This window comes from Candidatus Neomarinimicrobiota bacterium (assembly GCA_022573815.1).
Lineage (GTDB): Bacteria > Fidelibacterota > SORT01 > SORT01 > SORT01 > JACZTG01.
Window position 1 is genome coordinate 26,468 of sequence record JACZTG010000007.1, and the last position, 21,078, is coordinate 47,545.

Below are 21,078 nucleotides of genomic sequence, written 5' to 3' on the forward strand. Positions count from 1 at the left end.
AATTTACAGTCAAGACATATATTTTTCTGTTATATCTTCGCCTGATTTTTTAGAAAATATTTTGAAATCGTTCATGCTCAATTCAGAGTCCTCCCGCACCTCAATTTTTACCCAGTATTTCCACATAAGCCGTCGAATTGATTCCTTGCTGTCTTCGGAAAAATGAAAAGCAACCTCGGGATGCAGATAGAATATAAGCCTTCTTTCCATTTTCACCGATTTCATTCTTTTTATCCAACGTTCAATCTTGTTTATAAGAGTGTCTTTGGAAATGACTCTACCCAGCCCGTTACAAACAGGACAAACATCACTGACTCTGTAAAGAAGCCCCGGACCTATCCGCTGACGCGTCATCTGCATCAAGCCGAGTTCTGATAGTTCATATATCTTGTTGCGAGCTCTGTCTCTTACCATTTCCTTGCGCATTAAATGGTATATAGCTTTTCTGTTTTTTTGATCTTCCATATCAATGAAGTCGATTACTATCAAGCCGCCAATATCTCGAAGACGAAGTTGTCTTGCAATTTCGGGCACGGATTCCATATTTATTTTAAAAGAATTCTGTTCATGTCCTTTCTTTCCCTGATAGCGTCCTGAGTTGATATCCACGGTAACCAACGCTTCAGTATGATCGATTAAAATATAGCCTCCGCTCTTAAGCCAAACTTTGCGGTGTTGAGTCTTATCTAATTCTTTTTCGATGTTATATTTGTCAAATATCGGAATGTGCTCGTTGTAAAATTCAAGCTTTTCCAAAAGTTGCGGTGACACATTTTTGAGGTAGGAACCTATCTTGCGATATAATTTTCTGGAATCTACCACCACTCTTTCCACGTCAGCAGTTAGAAGGTCCCTGATGACGCTGAATGCCATTTCTAAATCTTTGAATACAAGAAATGGAGGTTCGTGTTTTTTAATTTCCTTCTCCACTTCTTTCCATTGGTTCATTAGATTTTTAAAATCATTTTCAATGGCGTCATGTGACTTGTCCATTGCGGCAGTGCGTAATATTAATCCAAAATCATCGGGACGGAGTTCTTTTGCTATTTTCTGAAGCCTTCTCTTTTCCTTAAAATTCGAGATCTTTCGGGAGATACCTATCTGCCTGTCGTTAGGCACAAGAACGATGAATCGTCCTGCGAGGGAAATATGCGTTGTGACCCTTGGGCCTTTATCGTAAATGGGTTCTTTGGTGATTTGGACAATTATCTCCTGTCCCGGTTTCGGCATCCATTCACCGCGGACTTTCTTCCCTCTCTTATTGGGTTCCTTCTCTTTATCATAGTCGGATTCAAAAATGTCCATAAAATCGTGCACAGAATCATTAATGTCCGAAAAATGTAGAAATCCGTCGTGATCAAAGCCGATATCGATAAATGCCGCGCGCATTCCGGGATTTACCCGGGCGACTTTCCCTTTGTAGATATCGCCCACCATTCGCGTGTTTTCCGGGCGTTCGAGTAATATTTCCGCGAGAACGTCATTTTCTGTTATTGCTATGCGAGTCTCATTTCGAGATTCGTTAATTATTATTTCTCTTTTAACGTGTTTTTTAGGTTTATACTGCTGCGCGGAGCGCCCACGTTTAAACGATTTCTTCTTATTTTCTTCTGTTAAAGCCATATCCTTTTCCATTTATCCTTAAGCTTCGTTAAGGTAATTATCTTATAAGTGCAATGCAATTTAATTATTAATTTGAGGAATGAATTCCAATTCCTCAGAGCGATAAATGTCAAATGAAGATAAAATCGGGAATAAGAAATTAATCGGACAGAATATTCACCGGTTGTAAAACTCTGAACCTAAAATTAATCTGATTTAAAAATCCAGGTACCTTCTGTTCGTTCAGATTGTTTATTAATATTCATAAATACAATCTTGAGCTTGCCTGATGCAGGTATCCAGCTCTTACCATCAAATTTTTTCTTTGGCAAAAGCAGGGCAAACTGAACTTCCTTTATTTGCGCTCTACGCCATCTTTCTTTGACGGGATAGTGTCCATTCTTGATTAAGGTCTTCTCTTCCGAGACTTTTTTAGGTTCAAATTGGTTTTCATCTTCATCTTGAACAAATATCACCCATTTCTCAGGGTTAACATAGTTTTCTGCGAATGTAGTCCTCATATATATCCAGATTAAATCATATTCATCTAACTTGTAGTGATCACGGTAATTTGCAAGGAAAGTGTCTCTTTCGGATTCTGTTAACCCGCCGAGTTTGGAGTAATAGTCTCCGGATTCACTGATCACTTCGTCATCAATGATTGTTGCGCTGATTTGAAGAGGAAATGACGGTTGCAGTGGGGGAGGTCCTCCCGGTCTGCCAATTCCTTTAAAAAATGCGTCTCCGCCTGTCATCCGAACGCCGGCTCCAAAAACGATAGTATTCTTGGAAATTGCGTCAATATATGAAGAAGCATCCGATTTGAATACAAATTTACCGGCTGCGGATGATTGACCGTAAGAGACTGTACCTTGAAAAATAATAAGAATAACAACAGCTGTTATTCTTCCTGATACAGTATTTATCATGGGGTTTTATCCGATGTGGCCAATGTTATGTTCAGCCAATGAATTTCAGATGACTTCTTAATTTGAGCTCTTCCGATATTCGACCTTCCGGTAGTCTGTAAAGGTCTCCCAATACCGGGGGATACAAGCGACTGTGGAGTTTGAGGACGAGAACGAAAGATATTAGAACCGGGTAAAATCTCAAATCCAACTATCAATTCAGCCCCGGGACCATCCGGCGCGCCTAATATTTCTTTTCCATTCGCGTTAAGCGGAATAATAAAGTCCAAAATAATCTGTTTATCGGTGAGTTTTCGACTGATAGAAAAACCGCGTGTTCCGTCAGGCTCAATTAAATCAATGCTCCCGGAATCAGGGTTGAAATAAAGTATCTTTGATTCAGAAGTTTTGAGATAATTGGAAACCCTGACTTTTTGGGTATCAGAAAGAATACTCTTAAAACCGCCCCATCCTGTTATGGAGGAGAATTGGCTTTTGAGAAATGGGTGCGTTATTTTTCTGACTGGAAACTGAAATCCGGTTTTTTTTGAATGAGAACCGTCAGAGTTAAGCCAAAGGTTGAGAATCGATTGTGCGTATTTTCTGTTTGTAGAGTCGGCTGTTATAATTACCTGAAAATACAAAAATTTGTTGTTGTTTGCCGCTCTGAATTCGAGATTTTTATAAACTTCTAATAATTGCAGAGATGAAGTATCATAGCTTGTTTCACTCATGTATGAGGATGGCAACGGCGCTGTTGTACAGCCGGAAAGTGTGGCCAAAGCTACAGTGGAAATAAATAACAACACTATCTTGTGTGTGAAACTTTTCATTGGGGAAAGTTATCGGTGGAATGAGTAATAGTCAAGTTAGATTGAAATAGAACTGAAATAATGATGAAAATAAAAAAGATGAACGAGATAAGGAATATAATATTTTACTTGGAATTTAGAATAGTTGAATCCATATTATACCATATATTGTATATCCGTAGTAATATATACTATGGATATGCAAATATCTCTAAATAAACTAAGTTTACTCTGAATGAAAATTTATAGAGATAACTTGGTAGCGTGAAATTGTGAATGAGGGAGAGGATGATAAATAGAACGGCGTTCTTTGGAGCTCTAACTGTTTTTCTGATTACAGGTTCAGGTATGAAGTTTAGCGTTGATTACAACGCCACAAGGGAACTAAATACACTTCAAGAAGAAAATCGAGAACTTCTCTCTAATCTGGTTAAGATAGAAAAGACACTAATCTGGCTGGGGAAGGAACAAAAGCGAAATCCTTATAAAGGATTAACCCGAGTAGTTTCCACAGCATATAACTCAGATATTGACCAGACGGATTCGACACCCTTTATCACTGCAAGCGGTGAGCGGGTGGGAGAAGGAACAATTGCTTTGAGCAGAGATATGATCCGGGCTGAAAATGCGTTTATGGCGAAAATGGGTTACAATAATGCAGCTACAATCAGCTTTGGTGATACAATTGATATTGTTTATGTGAGAAGAATGGTGGTTCATGACACAATGAACAGGCGATATAGTGAGAGGGCAGATATTTGGATGAACTCTGAAAGTGATGCCAGAATGTGGGGTGTAAGAGATGTCTTTATTATTCCGGTCGGAATGAATAATTAAGATTACAAATTAAGAAGCATTAATGTGACCGGCAGTTACTGCCGGTCTTTTTATTTCGAAGATTTTTTATTTTGTTTTAGGAGTTCACCAAATTCATATCCAAGCGATCCTGAAGTGGCAATGACGGTTCTACCCTTTTCGACGAGAGGACCGGGAATTTTATCCCACTTTGCATCCTTGTCATAAAGAAAAAACATATCCCATGCTACAGATGCGTTAACGTCGGGAACAATATTCTTTTTGAAAAAAGTGCCGCTGATACGGGTTTGATCCCAGAAATGATGTACCCTTAAGTCAGGAAGGAGAGCTACTGCCCCTGGAACAGCCAACCTTGAGTCTCCACGTATAACAGGCATCCACACAGCATAAATTTCAAAATCAGCATCGGGATATTTATCGAGAATATTTTTTTGTACCCACCGGGCACCACGAGCGCAGACTGGTCACGTGGGTGAAAATAGTAAAAAAAGTCTGATTTTACCGGTGTCTTTATTAAATAACTTTTCCAGGGTATTAATGCTTTTAAGATCATTGAATCGCGCTTCACGATATTGCGTCGAGACAGGAGGAGCTGCAATCGAATCGACCGAGAAAAGCAAAATTGAAACGATCAGCAGGAAATATTTATTTTTTATGTTTAGCGTTTTCACAATAATGTCCAAAGGTATTATAATTTTATGAGTCCTGAAAACTATCTGTGAATGCGAAACAAGTCAAGCGGTATATTGACTTGAATGAACATATCTTTAAGCGGCTGCTCAGGTGAATATGCAAAAGGAATAATAACTTGCAATTAAATGATGCATTGAATTATATTTAGAATCGGACAATTGTTGTCCGAATTAAAAAGGCGATTGGATATAATGGAATTTACTTCAAAAAGTGAACACGCAATTCATGGTTTATACTATCTGTCGAACAAGCCGATTGACGAGGTAATTTATGTGAGTGAAATTGCGCGCGAACAAAACGTGTCAGAGAGCTATCTTGCCAAGATATTTCAGTCACTCGCAAAAGCGGACCTCGTAAAATCATATCGCGGATCCAAAGGTGGTTATACCCTGACTCGAAAACCTCAAGATATAAACCTCAAGGAAGTAATTGAGGCAGTAGAAGGGATAGTCCCTATATTTAATTGCAGCGGAGTAAAATCTAGTTGTTCGGTCAGCATTCATTGTATGATTCAAGAAACATTCAGTGAAGCTGAAGCGAAAATGTTTGAGGTATTAGAAGGAGTTACTATGCAAGGTATCTCCGAACAACTTCAGGGTCAGAGTATAGTAATCGATAACAACTATTAGTCCAATTTCAATATTGAATAGGTTAAAATGAATAAAGAGAAAGCATTAGAAATATTAAAAGGGATTAAATATCCCGGTTTCAGCAGGGATGTAGTTTCATTTGGAGTGGTCAAAGACGTAGAGATTGAAGGTAGCAATGCCGTTATCTCGGTGAATATTACTACAAATGACAGTGAGAAAAAACAAGATATAATAGATTCAATCAAAAACGCTCTTGTAGAATCAGGTGAAATAAAAGACGTTCAATTCAATGAATCAGAGGCAATAAAGCGCCAAACGACACCGCAACAGCAGGATCAATGGGCAGGACAAGCCTTAATAAGCGGAGTAAAACATACGATAGCTGTTGCCAGCGGAAAGGGTGGCGTTGGAAAATCGACCGTAGCCTCCAATCTGGCTGTTTCACTTTCATTAATCGGGTATAAAGTAGGGCTTCTCGATTGCGATGTTTATGGACCGAGCGTGCCGACCATTATGGGAATCAAGGAGAAACCCGGAATAGGTGAAAATAGAAAGATTATTCCGATAGAAAAGCATGGAATCAAACTTATGTCACTGGGGTTATTATTGGACGACGATTCTCCGGTTATCTGGAGAGGACCTATAGTGGCGAAATTAATAAGCCAATTTGTAGATGATATAACATGGGGTGAGCTAGATTTCCTCGTGCTGGATCTGCCTCCGGGTACAGGGGATGTCCAGCTCACTCTTGCCCAAAAGGTAAAACTTACAGGTGCTGTCATAGTAACAACACCGCAAGATTTAGCGCTGCTTGATGCGGACAAAGGTGCGGCGATGTTCCGCCAGGTGAATGCGCCGGTATTGGGTATAGTGGAAAATATGAGTGGATTTCAATGTCCACATTGTAATGAGCAGACTGATATATTCGGAAGCGGAGGAGGCGAAAGAGAGGCGCTGAAACTGCAAGTGCCGTTTCTTGGGAAGATACCTTTAGAGCCGGGGGTGCGGAAAAGCGGCGATGATGGTGTACCCATATCTCTTTCAGATAAGGAATCCGCGTCAGCTCAGGCGTTTATGTATTTAGCGAAGAAAATCGAAAACTCTGTAGAAGTAAAAGAAAACAATGCTGTCCTTGAGACGGCATAAAAATATGATTGGAGGAATGATATGTTAGTCGAAGCCGATATACTTGATGCGTTGAAAGATTGTTACGATCCGGAGATTCCTGTAAATATAGTTGATTTAGGTCTTGTCTATGATGTGGATATAGAAAAAAAATATGTATTGATTACAATGACTCTTACGGGACAAGGGTGCCCTATGAGCGCTCAAATATCTTCGGATGTAACCGGCAGATTGCGGGCATTGGATGGTGTGGAAGAAGCCGGAGTCAACATAGTATGGGATCCGCCATGGAACCCCTCAATGATGAGCGACGCAGCGAGGGAAAAATTGGGATTCTGAGCATCAGATGATCAAATAGCAGTTTAGAGCCCCGGATTTATTCCGGGGCTTTATGTTTTATACTCTTTGACTAATCTTAACTAATTAATTATATTTTCACCATGAAGTTTACACCTGACGTGGAATTGGACACATTAGGATTAATATGTCCGTATCCTATCATAGAAACATCAAAGCTCATCAAGCAGATTGATGATGGGAGTCTGTTGGCGATTAGCGCCGATGATAGAGCTATTCTTTTGGATATGCCGGCCTGGTGCCACAGTAATGGTCATGAATATCTTGGACACGAAGATTTGAACAATAAGAAAGGATATATCGTATACGTTCGAAAAAGGAACAAAATCGTTTCTGAGGATTAAATAACATAGCATGGACTTGACAGACAAAGAACATACTCTATTACGGTTGACATTGAAATTTATGATAAGTAAAATAGTAGGCTGAAGTTAAATAGGATTTTTGAACCATTGAAAGCCCCGAATACAAAAGACGGTCTCATACAAGATAAACTGAAGGCATTAGGCGATCTACCGCGTCATATTGCGATTATTATGGATGGAAACGGCAGATGGGCTAAATCGCGCGGACTTCCCCGATTTGCAGGACACAGGGAGGGAATAAAGTCGGTCAAAGAAATAGTTGAGGCTTGCGGTCAATTGGGAGTGGAAAATCTTACACTTTTCACATTTTCTGAAGAAAACTGGCAGCGTCCAAGAAGAGAAGTTTCCGCATTAATGAAACTTCTTCTGCGTACAATACGTCGAGAATTAACAGACTTGATGGAGAACGACGTAGTAATTTCAACGATCGGTAAATTAGATGACCTGCCTTCTGACGCTGCAAAAGAAATGAGAAGAGCCACTGAATCGACTAAGAACAATAATGGATTGAAGTTACATCTCGCATTATCATATGGCTCTCGAAGCGAGATAGTTAATGCGGTCAGAAATATAACGGAAGCTGTCCAAAAGGGAACTATCAAGATTGGTGATATAAATGAAAAAATGTTTGCCGACTTCCTGTATACTAAAGATATACCTGATCCGGACTTGCTTATCAGGACAAGCGGTGAAGCGCGGATCAGTAATTTCCTGTTGTGGCAGCTCGCATATACGGAGTTATACATAACAGATACTCATTGGCCTGATTTCAGGAGGACGCAGCTGTATGATGCGATAACTGATTATTTCGGTCGCGAGAGAAGATTTGGATTGGTAAGCGAGCAACTACAAGAATTAAAAGAGGTATGAAAGAGTTTATGAAATCGAATGCGGGAACGAGTAGTACAGATTGTGGAAATAGAAATATATTATCAGGATTGAAGCTATTTGCGCTTCTCTTAATTCTTCTATATGCTGTTTCTCCGATTCAAGCTCAGGAAAAAGTTAAGATATTCAATGTTGATGTGATGGGTAATAAAGGTGCTTCTGCGAATGTCATCATCAGAAATTCAGGGCTTGTTGCAGGAAAATCAATATCGGGTGATGATATCAAAGATGCTATTACTCGTTTATGGGCAATGAAAATATTTGCCGATGTCCAAATTTCAATTGAAAAGCAGGTGAGTGAAGGACTATTCCTTCTGATAAAGGTAGAAGAGTATCCCAAAATTGATAAATACGAGCTCAAGGGGAATAAAAAACTTAATGATGATAAATTGGAGGATGCGGTAACTTTCTTCAGGGGTCAGCGAATTACTCCTCATATGGAGATAAGAACAATTCGTGCATTAAAAGAGATATATCATAAGAAGGGTTATTTACTCGTTGAAATAAGCACCGAGCGCATTCCGGCTGAAAAAGAAGATTATATAATTGTCAGGTTTAATATAAATGAAGGTTCGAAGGTTAAAATCCGTGGAATAAAGTTCAAGGGCGCAGAAAATTTCTCGGAAAGCAAACTGAAAAAACAGCTGAAAAAAACTAGGGAAAAAGGGACTCTACGCTTCTGGAGATCCGGGAATTTCGATAAGGAAGAATATGAAGCAGACAAAAAAAATCTAATTCAATTCTATAAGAATAATGGCTTTAGAGATGCTGAAATATTGAAGGATTCTTTATATTACGATGAAAAAAGAGAAAAGCTTTACTTGGATATAACGATACGAGAAGGTAAACGATATACGCTTGGAAAATTAACTTTTAAAAATAACAAATTATTCACAGAGGATGAATTGTCAATAGCATTGGGATTGAAAGAAGGAGATGATTACAGCGCTGAGAATATAGATTTTGCAGTATTTGACAGACTAACCGGCATTTATATGGATAAGGGAAATCTATATGTAAATATTGATCCGAAACAAAGTCCGGTAGGAGACGATGTTGTAGATATAGAATTTGTTATAGATGAAAATCAGAAAGTTTTCGTTAGAAATATCAATATTTATGGAAATACCAAGACTAAGGAAAAAGTCATTCGGCGAGAAATGAAGATATTCCCCGGCGATGTATTCAGCAGATCGAAATTAATGCGGAGTCAAAGGGAAATATTCATCTTAAACTATTTCTCGAATGTTATTCCTAACATTAGGCCTGTTGATGAAGACCAGATTGATATTGAGCTGTCGGTAGAGGAGAAACAGACCGATAGAGCAAATGCCTCAGCCGGATTCTCACAAAGGGACGGAGCTATCGGCTCAATAGGCGTGGATTTCAATAATTTCATCGGCAATGGACAGGTTCTTTCATTCAGTTGGCAATTTGGCAGCGTGTTCAGATCATTTTCCATTGGATTTACCGAACCTTGGCTGTTCGACACACCTACATTGGCTGGTTTTCGAGTATTTTCCACAAGAAGAAGAGGAGTGTTTTTCCCGCTTGACCAATCAGAAATCGGAGGGTCTGTGAATTTAGGGAGAAGATTCAGATGGCCGGATGATTATTTTCGTGGCAACGCATCATTCCGATTTGCCAAGAGAAAATTTGACAACATCACTGACAGGGGAATATTGGATCAATTAGTGCCACCCTCAAGAAGCGCTGGAATAAGCGATGACGAAATTGGAAATGTGGTAATTGAAACTCAGCAGAGAAGATTGACATTTGTATTAACAAGAGATAGCAGAGACAGACCCGAATTTCCGACGCAGGGATCCGTGTTCACCCTCGTTTCGCAAATTTCAGGTGGTCCCATCGGGGGAGACGAAGATTTTTTCAAATCTATCTTCAGTGTGGATTGGTACACCCCATTATTCTGGAAATTTGTATTATTGAACAGATATAAATACGGCGCGATTAGGACGTTCAGTTCGGATGCGTTCATCCCATTTGATGAATTCTTCTTTATGGGTGGCAGTGGCTTGACAATTGGAGAGCCATTGCGAGGTTATGATGACCGGACAGTAGGTCCTCCGAGTCCTACTTCAAGCGTATTCGCTCTTGGCGGTAAAGTATTATCAAAGTTTTCTATTGAATTAAGATTTCCAATTGCCCCGAACCCTGTCATATTCGGGCTGTTGTTTTACGAGGGAGGCAATACCTGGATTGACATAAAATCAGCGAATATATTCGATTTACGGAAATCGGCGGGCTTTGGGATGAGAATGTTTATGCCGCTTGTCGGTCTTATCGGATTTGATTTAGGATTCGGTTTTGATGATCTTTCTGTTCCGGGCGTAAGAGAAGGCTGGAAGGTACATTTCCAATTTGGAAGACAATTTTAAAAGTATTTATAATTAGGGAGATAAGATATTGAACAAGATGAAGATTATTCCGGTGTTGCTGATAATGATGAGCGTGGAAGCATATTCCCAACAGGTGAAAATCGGCTATGTTGACAAAGTAAAAGTGCTCACAGAATTAGATAGCTGGAAAGATGCGGACAAGCGTCTGATGAAAATGAAAGAAGATGCGGAATATGAACTGATTGGTATGACAACTGAAGCCGATAGCCTTAATAAAGTATTACAGAATCAAATGATGCTTACCGACGCAATGAGAACTCAAATTCAGAGTCGAATAGTAAAACTGTCGCAAGATTATCAAAGAGTAGGTGTCACCCGCCAGCAGGAGCTGATTCAGACTGAAAATTCATTAAAATCGCCAATCTTAAAAGCATTCGATGAAATAGTAAGAGACCTCGGTATAAAAGAAGATTTTACATTTATCTATGATAATACCATAAACAGTATAATGTTTGCATCCGGAGGAAGAGATTTAACCGAGCAGGTGTTGTTTGAACTTCGAAAGAATTATAAATAATAAATGCCGATGAAAAAATATAATAAAGTTCTTTTAGTATTCGTAACTATTTTCTTCTTCTCCGACCTGACCTACGCTCAAGGAAAAATAGGTTATATTGACAGTGAGCTGATATTCGAGCGTTTTGAAGAATTTAAATTTGCGCGCCAGAAATTTGAGCAGGATGCGGCAAATGCGGAAAAAGATCTTCAGAAATTGTGGGCGCAGCTAGACAGTCTGCAAATCGAAAGAGAAAAAGGGAGATTTACATGGAGCAGGTCCCGATTAGCCGATAAGGACAGCGAGATAGCGGCAAAGCAAAATATTATTCGAATGTCTACTGAAAATATATTTGGTCCGGGTGGAACAATATATAAATCCCAGCGCCAAATATCACAAAAAGCGATGGATGATATAATCATCGCATTATCTGAAATTGCGGCTGAAGAGGGGTATGATATGGTACTGGACGCGGCTCGGGGCAGCATACCTTTTAAGAAATCTGAAGACAACCTTACCGATAAAGTGGTTGAAAGGTTGAGAACCGGAATTGGCAAGACAGGTGGGAATTAGTAAATATGTCTATAAACCTTTCGGAGCTGAGCGATCTTCTCCAAGGGACTCTTATCGGGAAAGGGTCGATAAGCATTGATGGGATTGCCGAGATAAAATCTGCTGTTTCGGGACAGATAACATTTATAGCGGGTAAGAAATATGAAGCACAGCTTGCTGAATCTAAAGCATCTGCGGTTATTATTTCTTATGAAATGGATTCTCCTTCAATCCCGGCAATTCTTGTATCTGACATCCAGTTGGCTAAGGCGAAAACATTACAATATTTTAATCCCTCTGAAGATGTGGAGGCTCATATTGACACAAAAGCCATAATTGATGAAGATGCCGTTATAGGAGACGGATGCTATGTGGGCGCGGGATCTGTAATAAAGAGCGGAGCCGTTTTGGGGAATAAATGCAACATTATGGAAAATGTGTTCATAGACTCGGGCGTCAGACTTGGAGATGAGTGTGTAATAAATCCGGGTGTTGTATTATCATATAAAGTTACAATCGGTAACAGGGTTAATATTGGAAGCGGAACGGTAATCGGTGGAGAGGGATTTGGATATCTTCCGGACGGAAACATTATTATGAAAGTTCCGCAAGTAGGGAATGTTGTCGTTGAAGATGATGTCTCCATTGGAGCGAACTGTTGTGTTGATAGAGGAACTATGGGTACGACGCTGATTCGGAAGGGAGCCAAACTCGATAATCTGATCCAAATCGGCCACAACGTGGAAATCGGGGAAAATACTATTATGGCAGCTTTCGCAGGAATCTCAGGAAGCACTGTAGTCGGCAGCGGAGTACTGATGGGTGGGCAGGTAGGGATAATAGGACATGTTAAAATTGGAGACGGAGTTAAAATAGCGGCGAAATCAGGCATAATGAAATCATTTCCTAAAGGAGTAACTATTTCAGGAATACCCGCTCGTCCTCATAAGGAAAATTTGAGTAAAGACGCAAATATTGGCAGAGTTCCGAAGTTGTCAAAACGAATAAAAGAGTTGGAACAGGAAGTTGACAATTTAAAAAATAGGCTTAACAAGAATGAGTGATTATCAAAGAACTATCTCAAATCCGGTACATTTTTCCGGAATAGGTTTGCACACGGGATTAAAAAGCAGAGTTACGTTTAGACCGGCTCCGGTTAATCATGGAATTAGATTTGTACGGACGGATATGGAAAATAGCCCGGAAGTTATTCCCCATATTAAAAACGTTGTAGACCTCCAGCGCGGGACAAGCATTGAGCAGAAGGGAGTCCGCATCCATACGGTGGAACATGTCTTGAGTGCATTAGCGGGGCTGCAAATTGATAATGTCTATGTTGAGCTGACAAATAAAGAACCTCCGGTTGGAGACGGTAGCGCTAAACCATTCGTTGATGTGTTGCTGAAAGCCGGTATTGTAGAACAATCAGCGCTACGGGAATATCTTTACATAGATGAGCCTATAACTGTAGTCCAGCCAAACCGCGATGCCGAGATAGTGGTATTACCATCAGACGAATTCAGAGTAACATTTCTTGTCGATTACGAAAATTCCGCAATTGGAAAGAAATATACTTCTATGTACTCGCTCGAAAAAGAATATGTGAAAGAGTTCGCCCCGGCGAGAACATTTTGCTTTCTTCATGAAGTGGAGGAATTGCACAAGGCAGGTCTTATAAGGGGTGGGAATTTAAATAATGCCATAGTAATTGTCGATAGAAAGCTCCACAAAAAAGACATTGAGTCATTAAAAAAACTTTTGAGCATTAAAGGAAAAGTTAGTGTGCCAAGCTCGGGCATACTTAACGGGAAAAGATTGAGATTTGAGAACGAACCCGTGAGGCACAAAACGCTCGATCTTATCGGGGACCTGGCACTTCTCGGCGTTCCGATAAAAGCACATGTCCTTGCCGCTCGAAGTGGGCACGAAGCGAATATCGAATTGGTGAAGAAACTTTTCAAGTATCAGGAAAAGAAAAAACTTGCAGCAAAGTTCCAATCGAGCAGCAAGAGCGGAGAAATAATTGATATACGGGCCATTGAGAAAATCCTACCGCACCGCTACCCGTTCCTTCTCATAGATCGCATTATTGATATAACTCCCGGAAAAAAAGTTGTCGCTATCAAATCAGTCACAAGAAACGAACCTTTTTTCAATGGACATTTTCCTGATCGTCCTATATTTCCGGGTGTCTTGATTGTTGAGGCGATGGCTCAAGCAGGAGGTTTTCTCTTATTAAATTACGATGAAAATCCCAGTGGGAAACTCGTTTACTTTACCGGAATAGATAATGCCAAATTCAGAAAACCGGTGATTCCGGGAGACCAAATGAGACTTGAGGTCGAGGTGATCAAAATGTACAAATCCACAACTAAAATGAAAGGGAAGGCTTACGTCGAAGGCAAAGTGGTGGCATCAGCTGAAATGACCGCTATTATTGTTGACGCTGAAAAGTAACGATGTCTGTAGAAGTACACCCAACCGCCATAGTTCATAAGAACGCCGAATTAGGTGATGGGGTCATTGTAGGCCCTTTCACCGTTATAGAAAAAAACACGGTCGTAGGGAAGGGTACCAAAATATCCTCTCATGTCTCTATAGCCGATGGTTGTCGAATTGGAGAAAATTGTATTATCCATAAAGGTGCCGTATTGGCATCTGTGCCGCAGGATCTAAAGTTTGAAGGAGAGGAGACGATCCTGGAGGTTGGAAATGGCACAACGATAAGGGAATTCGTAACGGTGAATAGAGGCACTTCAGCCTCAGGAAAGACCGTAATAGGAAAAAACACGTTGATTATGGCGTATGTCCATATTGCTCATGATTGTTTAATAGGAGATAATGTTATAATAGCGAATTCAGTAAATATGGGCGGCCACGTCGAGATTGAGGATAATGTTACCGTTGGAGGTATGGTGCCGATACATCAGTTTGTTAAGATAGGAACATTTGCGTTTATCGGCGGCGGGTATAGGGTTCCAAAGGACGTGCCTCCATATGTTCTTGCCGCAGGAGAGCCGTTGGTATATAGAACATTGAACCTTATCGGATTAAAACGTAGTGGTTTTTCCCGCGACGCAATATCAAAATTATCCAAGGGTTACAAATTGATCTATAATAAGAAAACTTCTTTGGAAGAAGGTCTTTCGCAGTTGAAGAGCAATGGCGAACTGACAACGGAATTGCAAAAGGCAGTAGATTTTTTTGAGAGTTCATCCCGTGGCATTATCGGTTCGGAATAATTGGCGACTGCTGTCTAAAGGCAGCTCATCCGGTGCATATAATATGGCGCTTGATTATGCGCTCACTCAGGCAGGTGATGAAAATAACATATTGCGATTATATGGATGGAACCCTCGTGCTATTTCCATCGGATTCCATCAATCCCCATACATTGTTGACATAGAACGGTGCAAGAAGGATGGAATAGATATTGTGAGAAGACCAACGGGCGGCAGGGCGATTCTCCACGACAATGAAGTTACGTATTCACTTATATTGCGGGGCGGCGAATTTAATTTTGAAGAAGTATATTCTAAAGTTCATCTCGCAATAGCGGCAGCTATATTAAAATTAGGTATTGAGGTTAATTTAGTTGATACAAAACCGTCTAAAGGACAATTGAACCCGGGTTCGGGAAAAAGCACCTGCTTTACTTCAGCGGCAAAAACAGAATTGGAATACAAAGGTAGAAAGATAGTTGGCAGCGCAGGAAGGCAATACAAAGAAGCGCTTCTTATTCACGGTTCGATATTATTAGGAAGCGAGCATAAGGATATAATTAATTACCTGCACCTGCCGGATAAAAAACGAAATATTGTAAGATCGGCTCTGGCTTCAAAAACTTCCGATCTTACCACGATATTAGGTAGGCGGGTAGATGCCGAAAAAATGGTTGAGAATTTGATAAAATCGTTTTCAAATATATTTCAAGCCAAATTTAAAGAATACTTCCTGTCCGAAGAAACAGTGGATAAAACCCGGGAGTATCATAACAAATTTGATCTGTTGTATGAATCGTCCAACGCAGAAGCTGCATGAAGTGGCGTTCGATTTTAACAGGCGTAATTTTACTGATTAGTTCTAATATCGGCGCTCAGGATCTTGATTTAAATTCTCAATCTGATGCGTTTTTCAGGTCTAAAGTTGACCCGTTAGCGAAAATGTTACCCCTGATAATGGGTGGATTCTTCTCGGGAGATGTGGGTTTTTTATCTTTGGGTCAATTCCGGTTAAGCGTCCATAATGCGCTGAACCTACCATCTGATAAGCTTTCTGTGGGAGCTATGGAAGGGGTAACTCAATTTAATCTCCCCATATTTTATGCGGCGCTTGGGATTGATCCGCGCGTCGAACTATCGGGGAAATTTGCAACCGGGAATATTGGAAATCGAGCAGTGATTATTACCGGATATGGGATTAGATATTTGATATTTTCGGATGAAAGCGGAAATAATGCGCTTTCGTTCGGGACTATGGTGAACGCATTGCGAGGTCCTGAAGATTTCAGACTGTGGGATATGACCGTTCAGTTCGAGTACTTGAGATTATGGAAATCGAGATCAATGAAAGCTTCAATAGGAGCGGATTTTTCGGAAATGCGAATAGCCGTAGAAGCCGGAAAAAATCTCCTTTTGGCCAAAAATGAGAACATTGAACGTACAAAAATCTGGCTTGGATTAGGTTTTGTGCAAAATATCGGATCGGCTCCATTTATATTCCTGCAAATCCAACAAGGGGATGCGCGGCGAATAAATTTTGGATTCGGTATGAGGTTCTAACGATGGAAAAATCTCTCTCGGTTCTCGGTTCGACAGGTTCCATTGGAGTAAATACCCTTAAAGTAGTGGAAGCATTAAGCGAGACCATCAGCGTACGTTACCTTGCAGCCGGTCGGCAGTGGGAAAAATTAGCCGGGCAAGCGAAGAAATTCGGAGCAAAAGCGGTAGCGATAGTTGATGAGAATGCCGCAAAACCTCTCAAAGATGCTCTCGGAAGCAGCATCGAAGTCCTCTCGGGAAGAGCGGGAGTATCCGAACTTGCGTCCCGCGATGATGTGGATATAGTCTTAAACGGTATTGTCGGCAGCGCGGGATTGGAACCTACCTATAGAGCGGCGGAAGCCGGCAGGACTATTGCCCTTTCCAATAAGGAAAGCCTGGTGATGGGCGGAGAATTGATTCGGAATCTAATGGAGAAAACGGGAGCCAAGCTTTATCCCGTTGACAGCGAGCATTCTGCCATATGGCAATGCCTTGTTGGTGAAGATATCAAGAGTGTAAAAAAATTGATTCTGACAGCTTCAGGTGGTCCGTTCAGAGAAAAACCGATTGACGAATTTAAAGATATAACTGTTGAAGAGGCATTGGCGCACCCTAACTGGAAGATGGGGAAGAAGGTTACAATAGATTCTGCTACTCTTATGAACAAAGGGCTTGAGGTAATTGAGGCATATTGGCTTTTTAACATCCCGCAGGATCGGATTGATATTGTAATTCATCCGCAATCAATTATACATTCAATGGTTGAATTTCGGGATGGATCGGTGAAAGCGCAAATGGGACTGCCGGATATGAAGTTACCGATTCAATATGCGCTGACCTATCCCGAAAGAAATGCAATGGCATGGGAACAAACGGACTTTAGCGCCGTAGCTACACTGACGTTTGAGGAACCGGATTTTCAAAAGTTTCCCTGTCCCATATTGGCATTTAAAGCGTTAGAATCGGGTGGTACGGCATCCGCGGTGCTAAACGTTGCCAACGAAACAGCAGTGAATCTGTTTCTTGAGGAAAGGATAAAATTCACGGACATAGCCGGTCTGATTGAGAAGACTATGGAATCAACAGAGATAATAAATAATCCGACATTAGAAGAAATTCTTGATATAGAGGAACGCATTAGTGAGAAGATCCGAAGTGACCGGACTTAATCAAATAAAGAGGTAAATTTGTTAACGACGATAATAGCAACAGGAGTAGTTCTCGGAATATTAATTCTTATACACGAATTAGGGCATTTTCTTGCCGCGAAGATTTCAGGAGTTAGAGTAGAGCGATTTTCCTTAGGGTTTCCTCCAAGACTTGCCGGAATAAAAATAGGAGACACGGACTACTGTATTTCATCGATTCCTTTGGGAGGCTACGTAAAACTCTCAGGAATGATCGATGAATCGATGGACGAAGAAAATATTAAGGGTGAACCGTGGGAGTTTATGTCAAAAAGCCCCCTTCAGAAGATTTTCATAATATCTGCGGGAGTGATTATGAATATAATTCTCGCTATAATAATTTTTGCTATCCTCACATTTGCATCCGGCATAGGAGAAGTAGATCAAACTACAGTAATCAGTTCAGTTAGGGATGATTATCCGGCAGGAGCTGCAGGTATGCAGGCTGGAGACAAAATTCTCTCAATTGACGGAAATGAAATAAACAGCTGGGATGAGTTGACCGACTATATACATTCCCGCCCAGATCTTGAAATTGAAGTTGCATGGCTGAGGGACGAGGCTATATATACCGAAAAAATCACAACCCGTTCAGATATGGTTCCGGTGGATGGTGCGATTAAAGAACTTGGTATGATAGGCATAGGACCGACCATTAATGTCAGGGATGCCGGTTTGATGGAATCAATTGGCAGCGGATTTACCAGGACTTACTTTTGGGGGAAATTTACTCTTTTATCTATAAAGATGTTAGTATCCGGGGAGCAGTCATTTAAAGCTGTGGGAGGACCGATATTCATTGCCCAACTTGCCGGACAATCCGCAAGAGCAGGTATGGATAGCCTGTTTCAGCTCATAGCGATATTAAGTATTAATCTTGCTATATTGAATATACTACCGATCCCTGCGTTTGATGGAGGACATTTAATTGTAATATTGATAGAATGGGTAAAAGATAGACCTCTTTCAATCAAAATAAAGATGGCAATTCAGCAAGTTGGATTCGCATTGTTCCTTGTAATGGCTGCCCTTGTGATTTACAATGATCTTTCCAGATAGAGCAGAACCGGTAATTTTAGAACGTCTATCAGCTGATTCTATAATCCGCCGAAAGTTTTACTGAGTATCTCTTTGAGCATCCTTCTTTCTCTCACGGATAAGATGGATTCTAATTGGTCGGTAATTATTCTCTCAATCTGAGGAATTATTTTATCAGAGAGATTTCGCCCCTTATGAGTAAGAATTACTTTGTGAAATCGTTTGTCTTCTATCACGGTTTCACGAGATAGGAAGTCTTTTTCCACCATCCTTACCAGAACACCTGTAGTATTTCCCTTACTCCATTGTAACTTTTCGGTAATTTCTTTTTGGGTGAGTCCTTCGGGATTAACCCAGAGCAACGCTAAAGCCTCATATTGTGGTAAGGTGAGATTAAATCGTTTGTACTGCTTGGCAAGCTTGATTTGCATTGCGGACTCAATTCGAGAAATATTTTTCCATGATAACAGGGAATCATTTAAATTTCTTCTTACTTGATTTTTAAATAGTTTCATAATTTAGTGGTTTAAGTATAAACTATTATTTTTGGTTGTCAAGTAAAAAGTCTTTCAATTTACTGAATTTTCTCTTACCGTATCATCAGTAATAATTATTCAGCATAGCATTTAGGAGCGAAAATGAAATTTCTCACAGAAAAGTTTGTTTTCAATATCCCTTCACGACGCGGATATGTTAATATTACATCTAAAGTAGAAAACCTTGTGAGATTGTCAGGAGTGAAGGAAGGGCTCGTACTCTGCAACGCTATGCACATTACTGCGTCTGTTTATATAAACGATGATGAATCAGGATTACTTGAAGACTACGAAAAATGGCTGGAAATAATTGCGCCACACGAACCTGTCAATAATTACAAACATAACCGTACCGGAGAAGATAATGCCGATGCGCATCTTAAACGACAGATTATGGGCAGAGAAGTTACTGTAGCAATCACTAACAGTAAATTGGATTTAGGCCCATGGGAACAGATATTTTATGCGGAGTTCGATGGGAAAAGGCAAAAAAGAGTATTAATCAAGATAATCGGTGAATAAGGGCATGCAAAGATGAGATTATACTTACTGCGACATGGAGAGGTGGCGGAGAACAATGACGGCGGAGAATCCACTCTAAGTGAATGGGGAAAATTTGAAGTAGGTAAAACCGGAACAGAGATTGCTGCACGCATTGACCGCTTGGATATTATTTTTCATAGTAAAAAATTAAGAGCTAAACAAACTGCTGAGGTAATCCAGTCAACAATGAAATTTAATACTACAGTTCCATTGAACGAAATGGAAGGATTAAATCCAAACGATTCCGCAGCTGAGATTGCAAAGTGGGCAGGTGAAATACAGAATGATATTATGCTTGTGGGTCATTTGCCGTTTATGGATAAATTAGCAGTATTGCTACTCAAGGAATCAGCGGAAAAACATTCAATATCCTTTGGAATTGCTTGCGTTGCATGCTTGGAACGGGGTAACTCAGGTGATTGGTTTCTGATGTGGTTTTTCAATCCGAAATAATCAATTTGATTAAATTGTTTTGGATTTCTTACACACCATTGATATCGCTATATTTAATTTTCTAAACGGGACTCTTTCTAATCCTGTTTTTGATTTTATTATGCCTATTATTACGGAACAGAATATATGGGGGATTCCTATCGCACTGGCGGCTGTTACGGGAATTATAATCGGCGATAAAAAAACAAAGTTTATAATGTTAGGAGTTATTTTAGCAGTCGGATTGGGCGATCATATATCCAGCGGTATTATCAAACCTTTAGTAGGTCAATTGAGACCGTGTAAAGAATTGGCGGAATTGAATTTAAGAATTAATTGTGGCGGTAAATTCGGATTCATATCAGGTCACGCTACCGGGACGATGATAATGGCTACCTGGTTTGGTTATCATTACAAAAAGTGGATGCCATATTTTATAGCATTTGCGTTAGTCGTTTCATTTTCAAGAATATATGTAGGTGTACACTGGCCCTCTGACGTTTTGGGTGGGATAATCTTAGGATTTGCGGTGAGCAGAGGCTTCATTTATGTTTGGAATAAATATTTAGTTCGAAAAATTGGTGGTTAATTCCTTTATTATCAATAGTATATTTTCCTTGTGATTACTTTTAAGTGATACTATATTTTGTCGAAGCAGCAAAACCATTTAATAAATATTGATTTAATGAGTAGTGGGAGAGTGAAATGATAGGAAAAAACCCTATGGCATTTGGAATTCTTCTGGGATTAGGCGGATTATTCGTTCTCTACACCTGGTGGGGAGATAAAACAGGTTTTGGCGTTTACGGTATGGCGATGGGATTCTTTTCACTTGCTATCGGATTGTGGAATATTTTGGAAGCAACGAAGAAAACAGAGTGATCTTTAATCGAACGCGATAAACGGGTTCAACGCAACATCAGTAGTTACCGCAGAACAGCTATCTGCGGTTTTTTAT

The 21,078-nt window shown here is 40.2% G+C and carries 25 protein-coding genes; 20 read left to right on the plus strand and 5 right to left on the minus strand.

Translation table 11 applies throughout. The features are described 5' to 3' along the window. Positions 1 to 9: 9 nt before the first annotated feature. The 3 genes from IIB39_04350 to IIB39_04360 all read right to left on the minus strand — a co-directional run bounded on the left by IIB39_04350 (position 10) and on the right by IIB39_04360 (position 3,343). Complete coding sequence (locus tag IIB39_04350) at positions 10 to 1,623, minus strand: Rne/Rng family ribonuclease (protein ID MCH8927931.1); 1,614 nt, start codon at positions 1,621 to 1,623, stop codon at positions 10 to 12. A gap of 185 nt (positions 1,624 to 1,808) precedes the next feature. Beyond that, a complete protein-coding gene (locus tag IIB39_04355) occupies positions 1,809 to 2,531 on the minus strand; it encodes a hypothetical protein (GenBank protein MCH8927932.1) in 723 nt (240 codons plus the stop codon). After that, on the minus strand, positions 2,528 to 3,343 hold the full coding sequence (locus IIB39_04360) for a hypothetical protein (GenBank protein ID MCH8927933.1): 816 nt from the start codon (positions 3,341 to 3,343) through the stop codon (positions 2,528 to 2,530). Before IIB39_04360 ends, IIB39_04355 begins: the two co-directional genes overlap by 4 nt. Before the next feature lie 267 nt (positions 3,344 to 3,610). On the opposite strand from IIB39_04360, the gene IIB39_04365 reads away from it, so the two are divergent. Next, complete coding sequence (locus IIB39_04365) at positions 3,611 to 4,159, plus strand: 3D domain-containing protein (protein ID MCH8927934.1); 549 nt, start codon at positions 3,611 to 3,613, stop codon at positions 4,157 to 4,159. A 50-nt stretch (positions 4,160 to 4,209) separates the two neighbouring features. Here IIB39_04365 and IIB39_04370 read toward each other — a convergent pair whose 3' ends face one another. Continuing rightward, complete coding sequence (locus tag IIB39_04370; protein ID MCH8927935.1) at positions 4,210 to 4,488, minus strand: hypothetical protein; 279 nt, start codon at positions 4,486 to 4,488, stop codon at positions 4,210 to 4,212. A 504-nt stretch (positions 4,489 to 4,992) separates the two neighbouring features. Here IIB39_04370 and IIB39_04375 point away from each other — a divergent pair. From IIB39_04375 to rseP, 15 genes are all read left to right on the plus strand, one after another. After that, positions 4,993 to 5,460 carry an Rrf2 family transcriptional regulator gene (locus IIB39_04375; GenBank protein ID MCH8927936.1) on the plus strand — a complete coding sequence of 156 codons (468 nt, stop codon included), beginning with the start codon at positions 4,993 to 4,995 and terminating at the stop codon, positions 5,458 to 5,460. A gap of 27 nt (positions 5,461 to 5,487) precedes the next feature. Then, positions 5,488 to 6,567, plus strand: coding sequence for an Mrp/NBP35 family ATP-binding protein (locus IIB39_04380; protein ID MCH8927937.1), 1,080 nt, complete (start codon positions 5,488 to 5,490; stop codon positions 6,565 to 6,567). A 21-nt stretch (positions 6,568 to 6,588) separates the two neighbouring features. Further along, positions 6,589 to 6,885, plus strand: a complete 297-nt coding sequence (locus IIB39_04385; protein MCH8927938.1) for a DUF59 domain-containing protein — start codon at positions 6,589 to 6,591, stop codon at positions 6,883 to 6,885. 101 nt (positions 6,886 to 6,986) lie between these two features. Further along, positions 6,987 to 7,247 (plus strand): sulfurtransferase TusA family protein, encoded by a 261-nt coding sequence (locus IIB39_04390; GenBank protein MCH8927939.1) that lies wholly within the window; start codon positions 6,987 to 6,989, stop codon positions 7,245 to 7,247. Between the two features lie 192 nt (positions 7,248 to 7,439). Continuing rightward, on the plus strand, positions 7,440 to 8,138 hold the full coding sequence (locus IIB39_04395; GenBank protein ID MCH8927940.1) for an isoprenyl transferase: 699 nt from the start codon (positions 7,440 to 7,442) through the stop codon (positions 8,136 to 8,138). Then, the gene (bamA, locus tag IIB39_04400; GenBank protein ID MCH8927941.1) at positions 8,135 to 10,552 is read left to right on the plus strand and encodes an outer membrane protein assembly factor BamA; all 2,418 of its coding nucleotides are present in this window, start codon (positions 8,135 to 8,137) and stop codon (positions 10,550 to 10,552) included. The genes IIB39_04395 and bamA overlap by 4 nt, the downstream gene beginning before the upstream one ends. Before the next feature lie 28 nt (positions 10,553 to 10,580). Then, a complete protein-coding gene (locus IIB39_04405; GenBank protein MCH8927942.1) occupies positions 10,581 to 11,090 on the plus strand; it encodes an OmpH family outer membrane protein in 510 nt (169 codons plus the stop codon). Positions 11,091 to 11,093: 3 nt separating this feature from the next. Beyond that, positions 11,094 to 11,642 carry an OmpH family outer membrane protein gene (locus IIB39_04410; GenBank protein MCH8927943.1) on the plus strand — a complete coding sequence of 183 codons (549 nt, stop codon included), beginning with the start codon at positions 11,094 to 11,096 and terminating at the stop codon, positions 11,640 to 11,642. 5 nt (positions 11,643 to 11,647) lie between these two features. Next, positions 11,648 to 12,685 (plus strand): UDP-3-O-(3-hydroxymyristoyl)glucosamine N-acyltransferase, encoded by a 1,038-nt coding sequence (lpxD, locus tag IIB39_04415; GenBank protein ID MCH8927944.1) that lies wholly within the window; start codon positions 11,648 to 11,650, stop codon positions 12,683 to 12,685. Next, positions 12,678 to 14,078 carry a bifunctional UDP-3-O-[3-hydroxymyristoyl] N-acetylglucosamine deacetylase/3-hydroxyacyl-ACP dehydratase gene (locus IIB39_04420; protein MCH8927945.1) on the plus strand — a complete coding sequence of 467 codons (1,401 nt, stop codon included), beginning with the start codon at positions 12,678 to 12,680 and terminating at the stop codon, positions 14,076 to 14,078. The genes lpxD and IIB39_04420 overlap by 8 nt, the downstream gene beginning before the upstream one ends. Before the next feature lie 2 nt (positions 14,079 to 14,080). After that, the gene (gene lpxA, locus IIB39_04425) at positions 14,081 to 14,863 is read left to right on the plus strand and encodes an acyl-ACP--UDP-N-acetylglucosamine O-acyltransferase (GenBank protein MCH8927946.1); all 783 of its coding nucleotides are present in this window, start codon (positions 14,081 to 14,083) and stop codon (positions 14,861 to 14,863) included. Beyond that, a complete protein-coding gene (locus IIB39_04430) occupies positions 14,826 to 15,662 on the plus strand; it encodes a lipoate--protein ligase family protein (GenBank protein MCH8927947.1) in 837 nt (278 codons plus the stop codon). Before lpxA ends, IIB39_04430 begins: the two co-directional genes overlap by 38 nt. After that, positions 15,659 to 16,402 (plus strand): hypothetical protein, encoded by a 744-nt coding sequence (locus tag IIB39_04435; protein ID MCH8927948.1) that lies wholly within the window; start codon positions 15,659 to 15,661, stop codon positions 16,400 to 16,402. The genes IIB39_04430 and IIB39_04435 overlap by 4 nt, the downstream gene beginning before the upstream one ends. A gap of 2 nt (positions 16,403 to 16,404) precedes the next feature. Beyond that, a complete protein-coding gene (locus IIB39_04440) occupies positions 16,405 to 17,553 on the plus strand; it encodes a 1-deoxy-D-xylulose-5-phosphate reductoisomerase (protein MCH8927949.1) in 1,149 nt (382 codons plus the stop codon). 18 nt (positions 17,554 to 17,571) lie between these two features. Further along, entirely contained in the window at positions 17,572 to 18,630 is a 1,059-nt protein-coding gene (rseP, locus tag IIB39_04445) for an RIP metalloprotease RseP (GenBank protein ID MCH8927950.1), read from the plus strand. 38 nt (positions 18,631 to 18,668) lie between these two features. On the opposite strand, the gene IIB39_04450 is transcribed toward rseP, so the two are convergent. Beyond that, a complete protein-coding gene (locus tag IIB39_04450) occupies positions 18,669 to 19,040 on the minus strand; it encodes a MarR family transcriptional regulator (protein MCH8927951.1) in 372 nt (123 codons plus the stop codon). Between the two features lie 207 nt (positions 19,041 to 19,247). Here IIB39_04450 and IIB39_04455 point away from each other — a divergent pair, with 207 nt between their 5' ends. The 4 genes from IIB39_04455 (at position 19,248) to IIB39_04470 (ending at position 21,002) form a co-directional block, all read left to right on the plus strand. After that, positions 19,248 to 19,667 (plus strand): YjbQ family protein, encoded by a 420-nt coding sequence (locus IIB39_04455; GenBank protein MCH8927952.1) that lies wholly within the window; start codon positions 19,248 to 19,250, stop codon positions 19,665 to 19,667. 12 nt (positions 19,668 to 19,679) lie between these two features. Beyond that, entirely contained in the window at positions 19,680 to 20,141 is a 462-nt protein-coding gene (gene sixA, locus IIB39_04460; GenBank protein ID MCH8927953.1) for a phosphohistidine phosphatase SixA, read from the plus strand. Between the two features lie 19 nt (positions 20,142 to 20,160). Next, the gene (locus IIB39_04465) at positions 20,161 to 20,709 is read left to right on the plus strand and encodes a phosphatase PAP2 family protein (GenBank protein MCH8927954.1); all 549 of its coding nucleotides are present in this window, start codon (positions 20,161 to 20,163) and stop codon (positions 20,707 to 20,709) included. A gap of 116 nt (positions 20,710 to 20,825) precedes the next feature. Further along, entirely contained in the window at positions 20,826 to 21,002 is a 177-nt protein-coding gene (locus IIB39_04470) for a hypothetical protein (GenBank protein ID MCH8927955.1), read from the plus strand. Positions 21,003 to 21,078 lie beyond the last annotated feature (76 nt).

Excerpts from the sequence above, each read along its gene's own strand:
- IIB39_04390 (MCH8927939.1), top strand. The coding sequence starts at position 6,987 with ATGAAGTTTACACCTGACGTGGAATTGGACACATTAGGATTAATATGT.
- IIB39_04350 (MCH8927931.1), bottom strand. The coding sequence starts at position 1,623 with ATGGCTTTAACAGAAGAAAATAAGAAGAAATCGTTTAAACGTGGGCGC.
- IIB39_04355 (MCH8927932.1), bottom strand. The coding sequence starts at position 2,531 with ATGATAAATACTGTATCAGGAAGAATAACAGCTGTTGTTATTCTTATT.
- IIB39_04410 (MCH8927943.1), top strand. The coding sequence starts at position 11,094 with ATGCCGATGAAAAAATATAATAAAGTTCTTTTAGTATTCGTAACTATT.
- bamA (MCH8927941.1), top strand. The coding sequence starts at position 8,135 with ATGAAAGAGTTTATGAAATCGAATGCGGGAACGAGTAGTACAGATTGT.
- sixA (MCH8927953.1), top strand. The coding sequence starts at position 19,680 with ATGAGATTATACTTACTGCGACATGGAGAGGTGGCGGAGAACAATGAC.
- IIB39_04380 (MCH8927937.1), top strand. The coding sequence starts at position 5,488 with ATGAATAAAGAGAAAGCATTAGAAATATTAAAAGGGATTAAATATCCC.
- IIB39_04395 (MCH8927940.1), top strand. The coding sequence starts at position 7,440 with ATGGATGGAAACGGCAGATGGGCTAAATCGCGCGGACTTCCCCGATTT.
- IIB39_04470 (MCH8927955.1), top strand. The coding sequence starts at position 20,826 with ATGATAGGAAAAAACCCTATGGCATTTGGAATTCTTCTGGGATTAGGC.
- IIB39_04450 (MCH8927951.1), bottom strand. The coding sequence starts at position 19,040 with ATGCAAATCAAGCTTGCCAAGCAGTACAAACGATTTAATCTCACCTTA.
- IIB39_04435 (MCH8927948.1), top strand. The coding sequence starts at position 15,659 with ATGAAGTGGCGTTCGATTTTAACAGGCGTAATTTTACTGATTAGTTCT.
- lpxA (MCH8927946.1), top strand. The coding sequence starts at position 14,081 with ATGTCTGTAGAAGTACACCCAACCGCCATAGTTCATAAGAACGCCGAA.
- IIB39_04420 (MCH8927945.1), top strand. The coding sequence starts at position 12,678 with ATGAGTGATTATCAAAGAACTATCTCAAATCCGGTACATTTTTCCGGA.
- IIB39_04360 (MCH8927933.1), bottom strand. The coding sequence starts at position 3,343 with ATGAAAAGTTTCACACACAAGATAGTGTTGTTATTTATTTCCACTGTA.
- lpxD (MCH8927944.1), top strand. The coding sequence starts at position 11,648 with ATGTCTATAAACCTTTCGGAGCTGAGCGATCTTCTCCAAGGGACTCTT.
- IIB39_04455 (MCH8927952.1), top strand. The coding sequence starts at position 19,248 with ATGAAATTTCTCACAGAAAAGTTTGTTTTCAATATCCCTTCACGACGC.
- IIB39_04440 (MCH8927949.1), top strand. The coding sequence starts at position 16,405 with ATGGAAAAATCTCTCTCGGTTCTCGGTTCGACAGGTTCCATTGGAGTA.
- IIB39_04365 (MCH8927934.1), top strand. The coding sequence starts at position 3,611 with ATGATAAATAGAACGGCGTTCTTTGGAGCTCTAACTGTTTTTCTGATT.
- IIB39_04385 (MCH8927938.1), top strand. The coding sequence starts at position 6,589 with ATGTTAGTCGAAGCCGATATACTTGATGCGTTGAAAGATTGTTACGAT.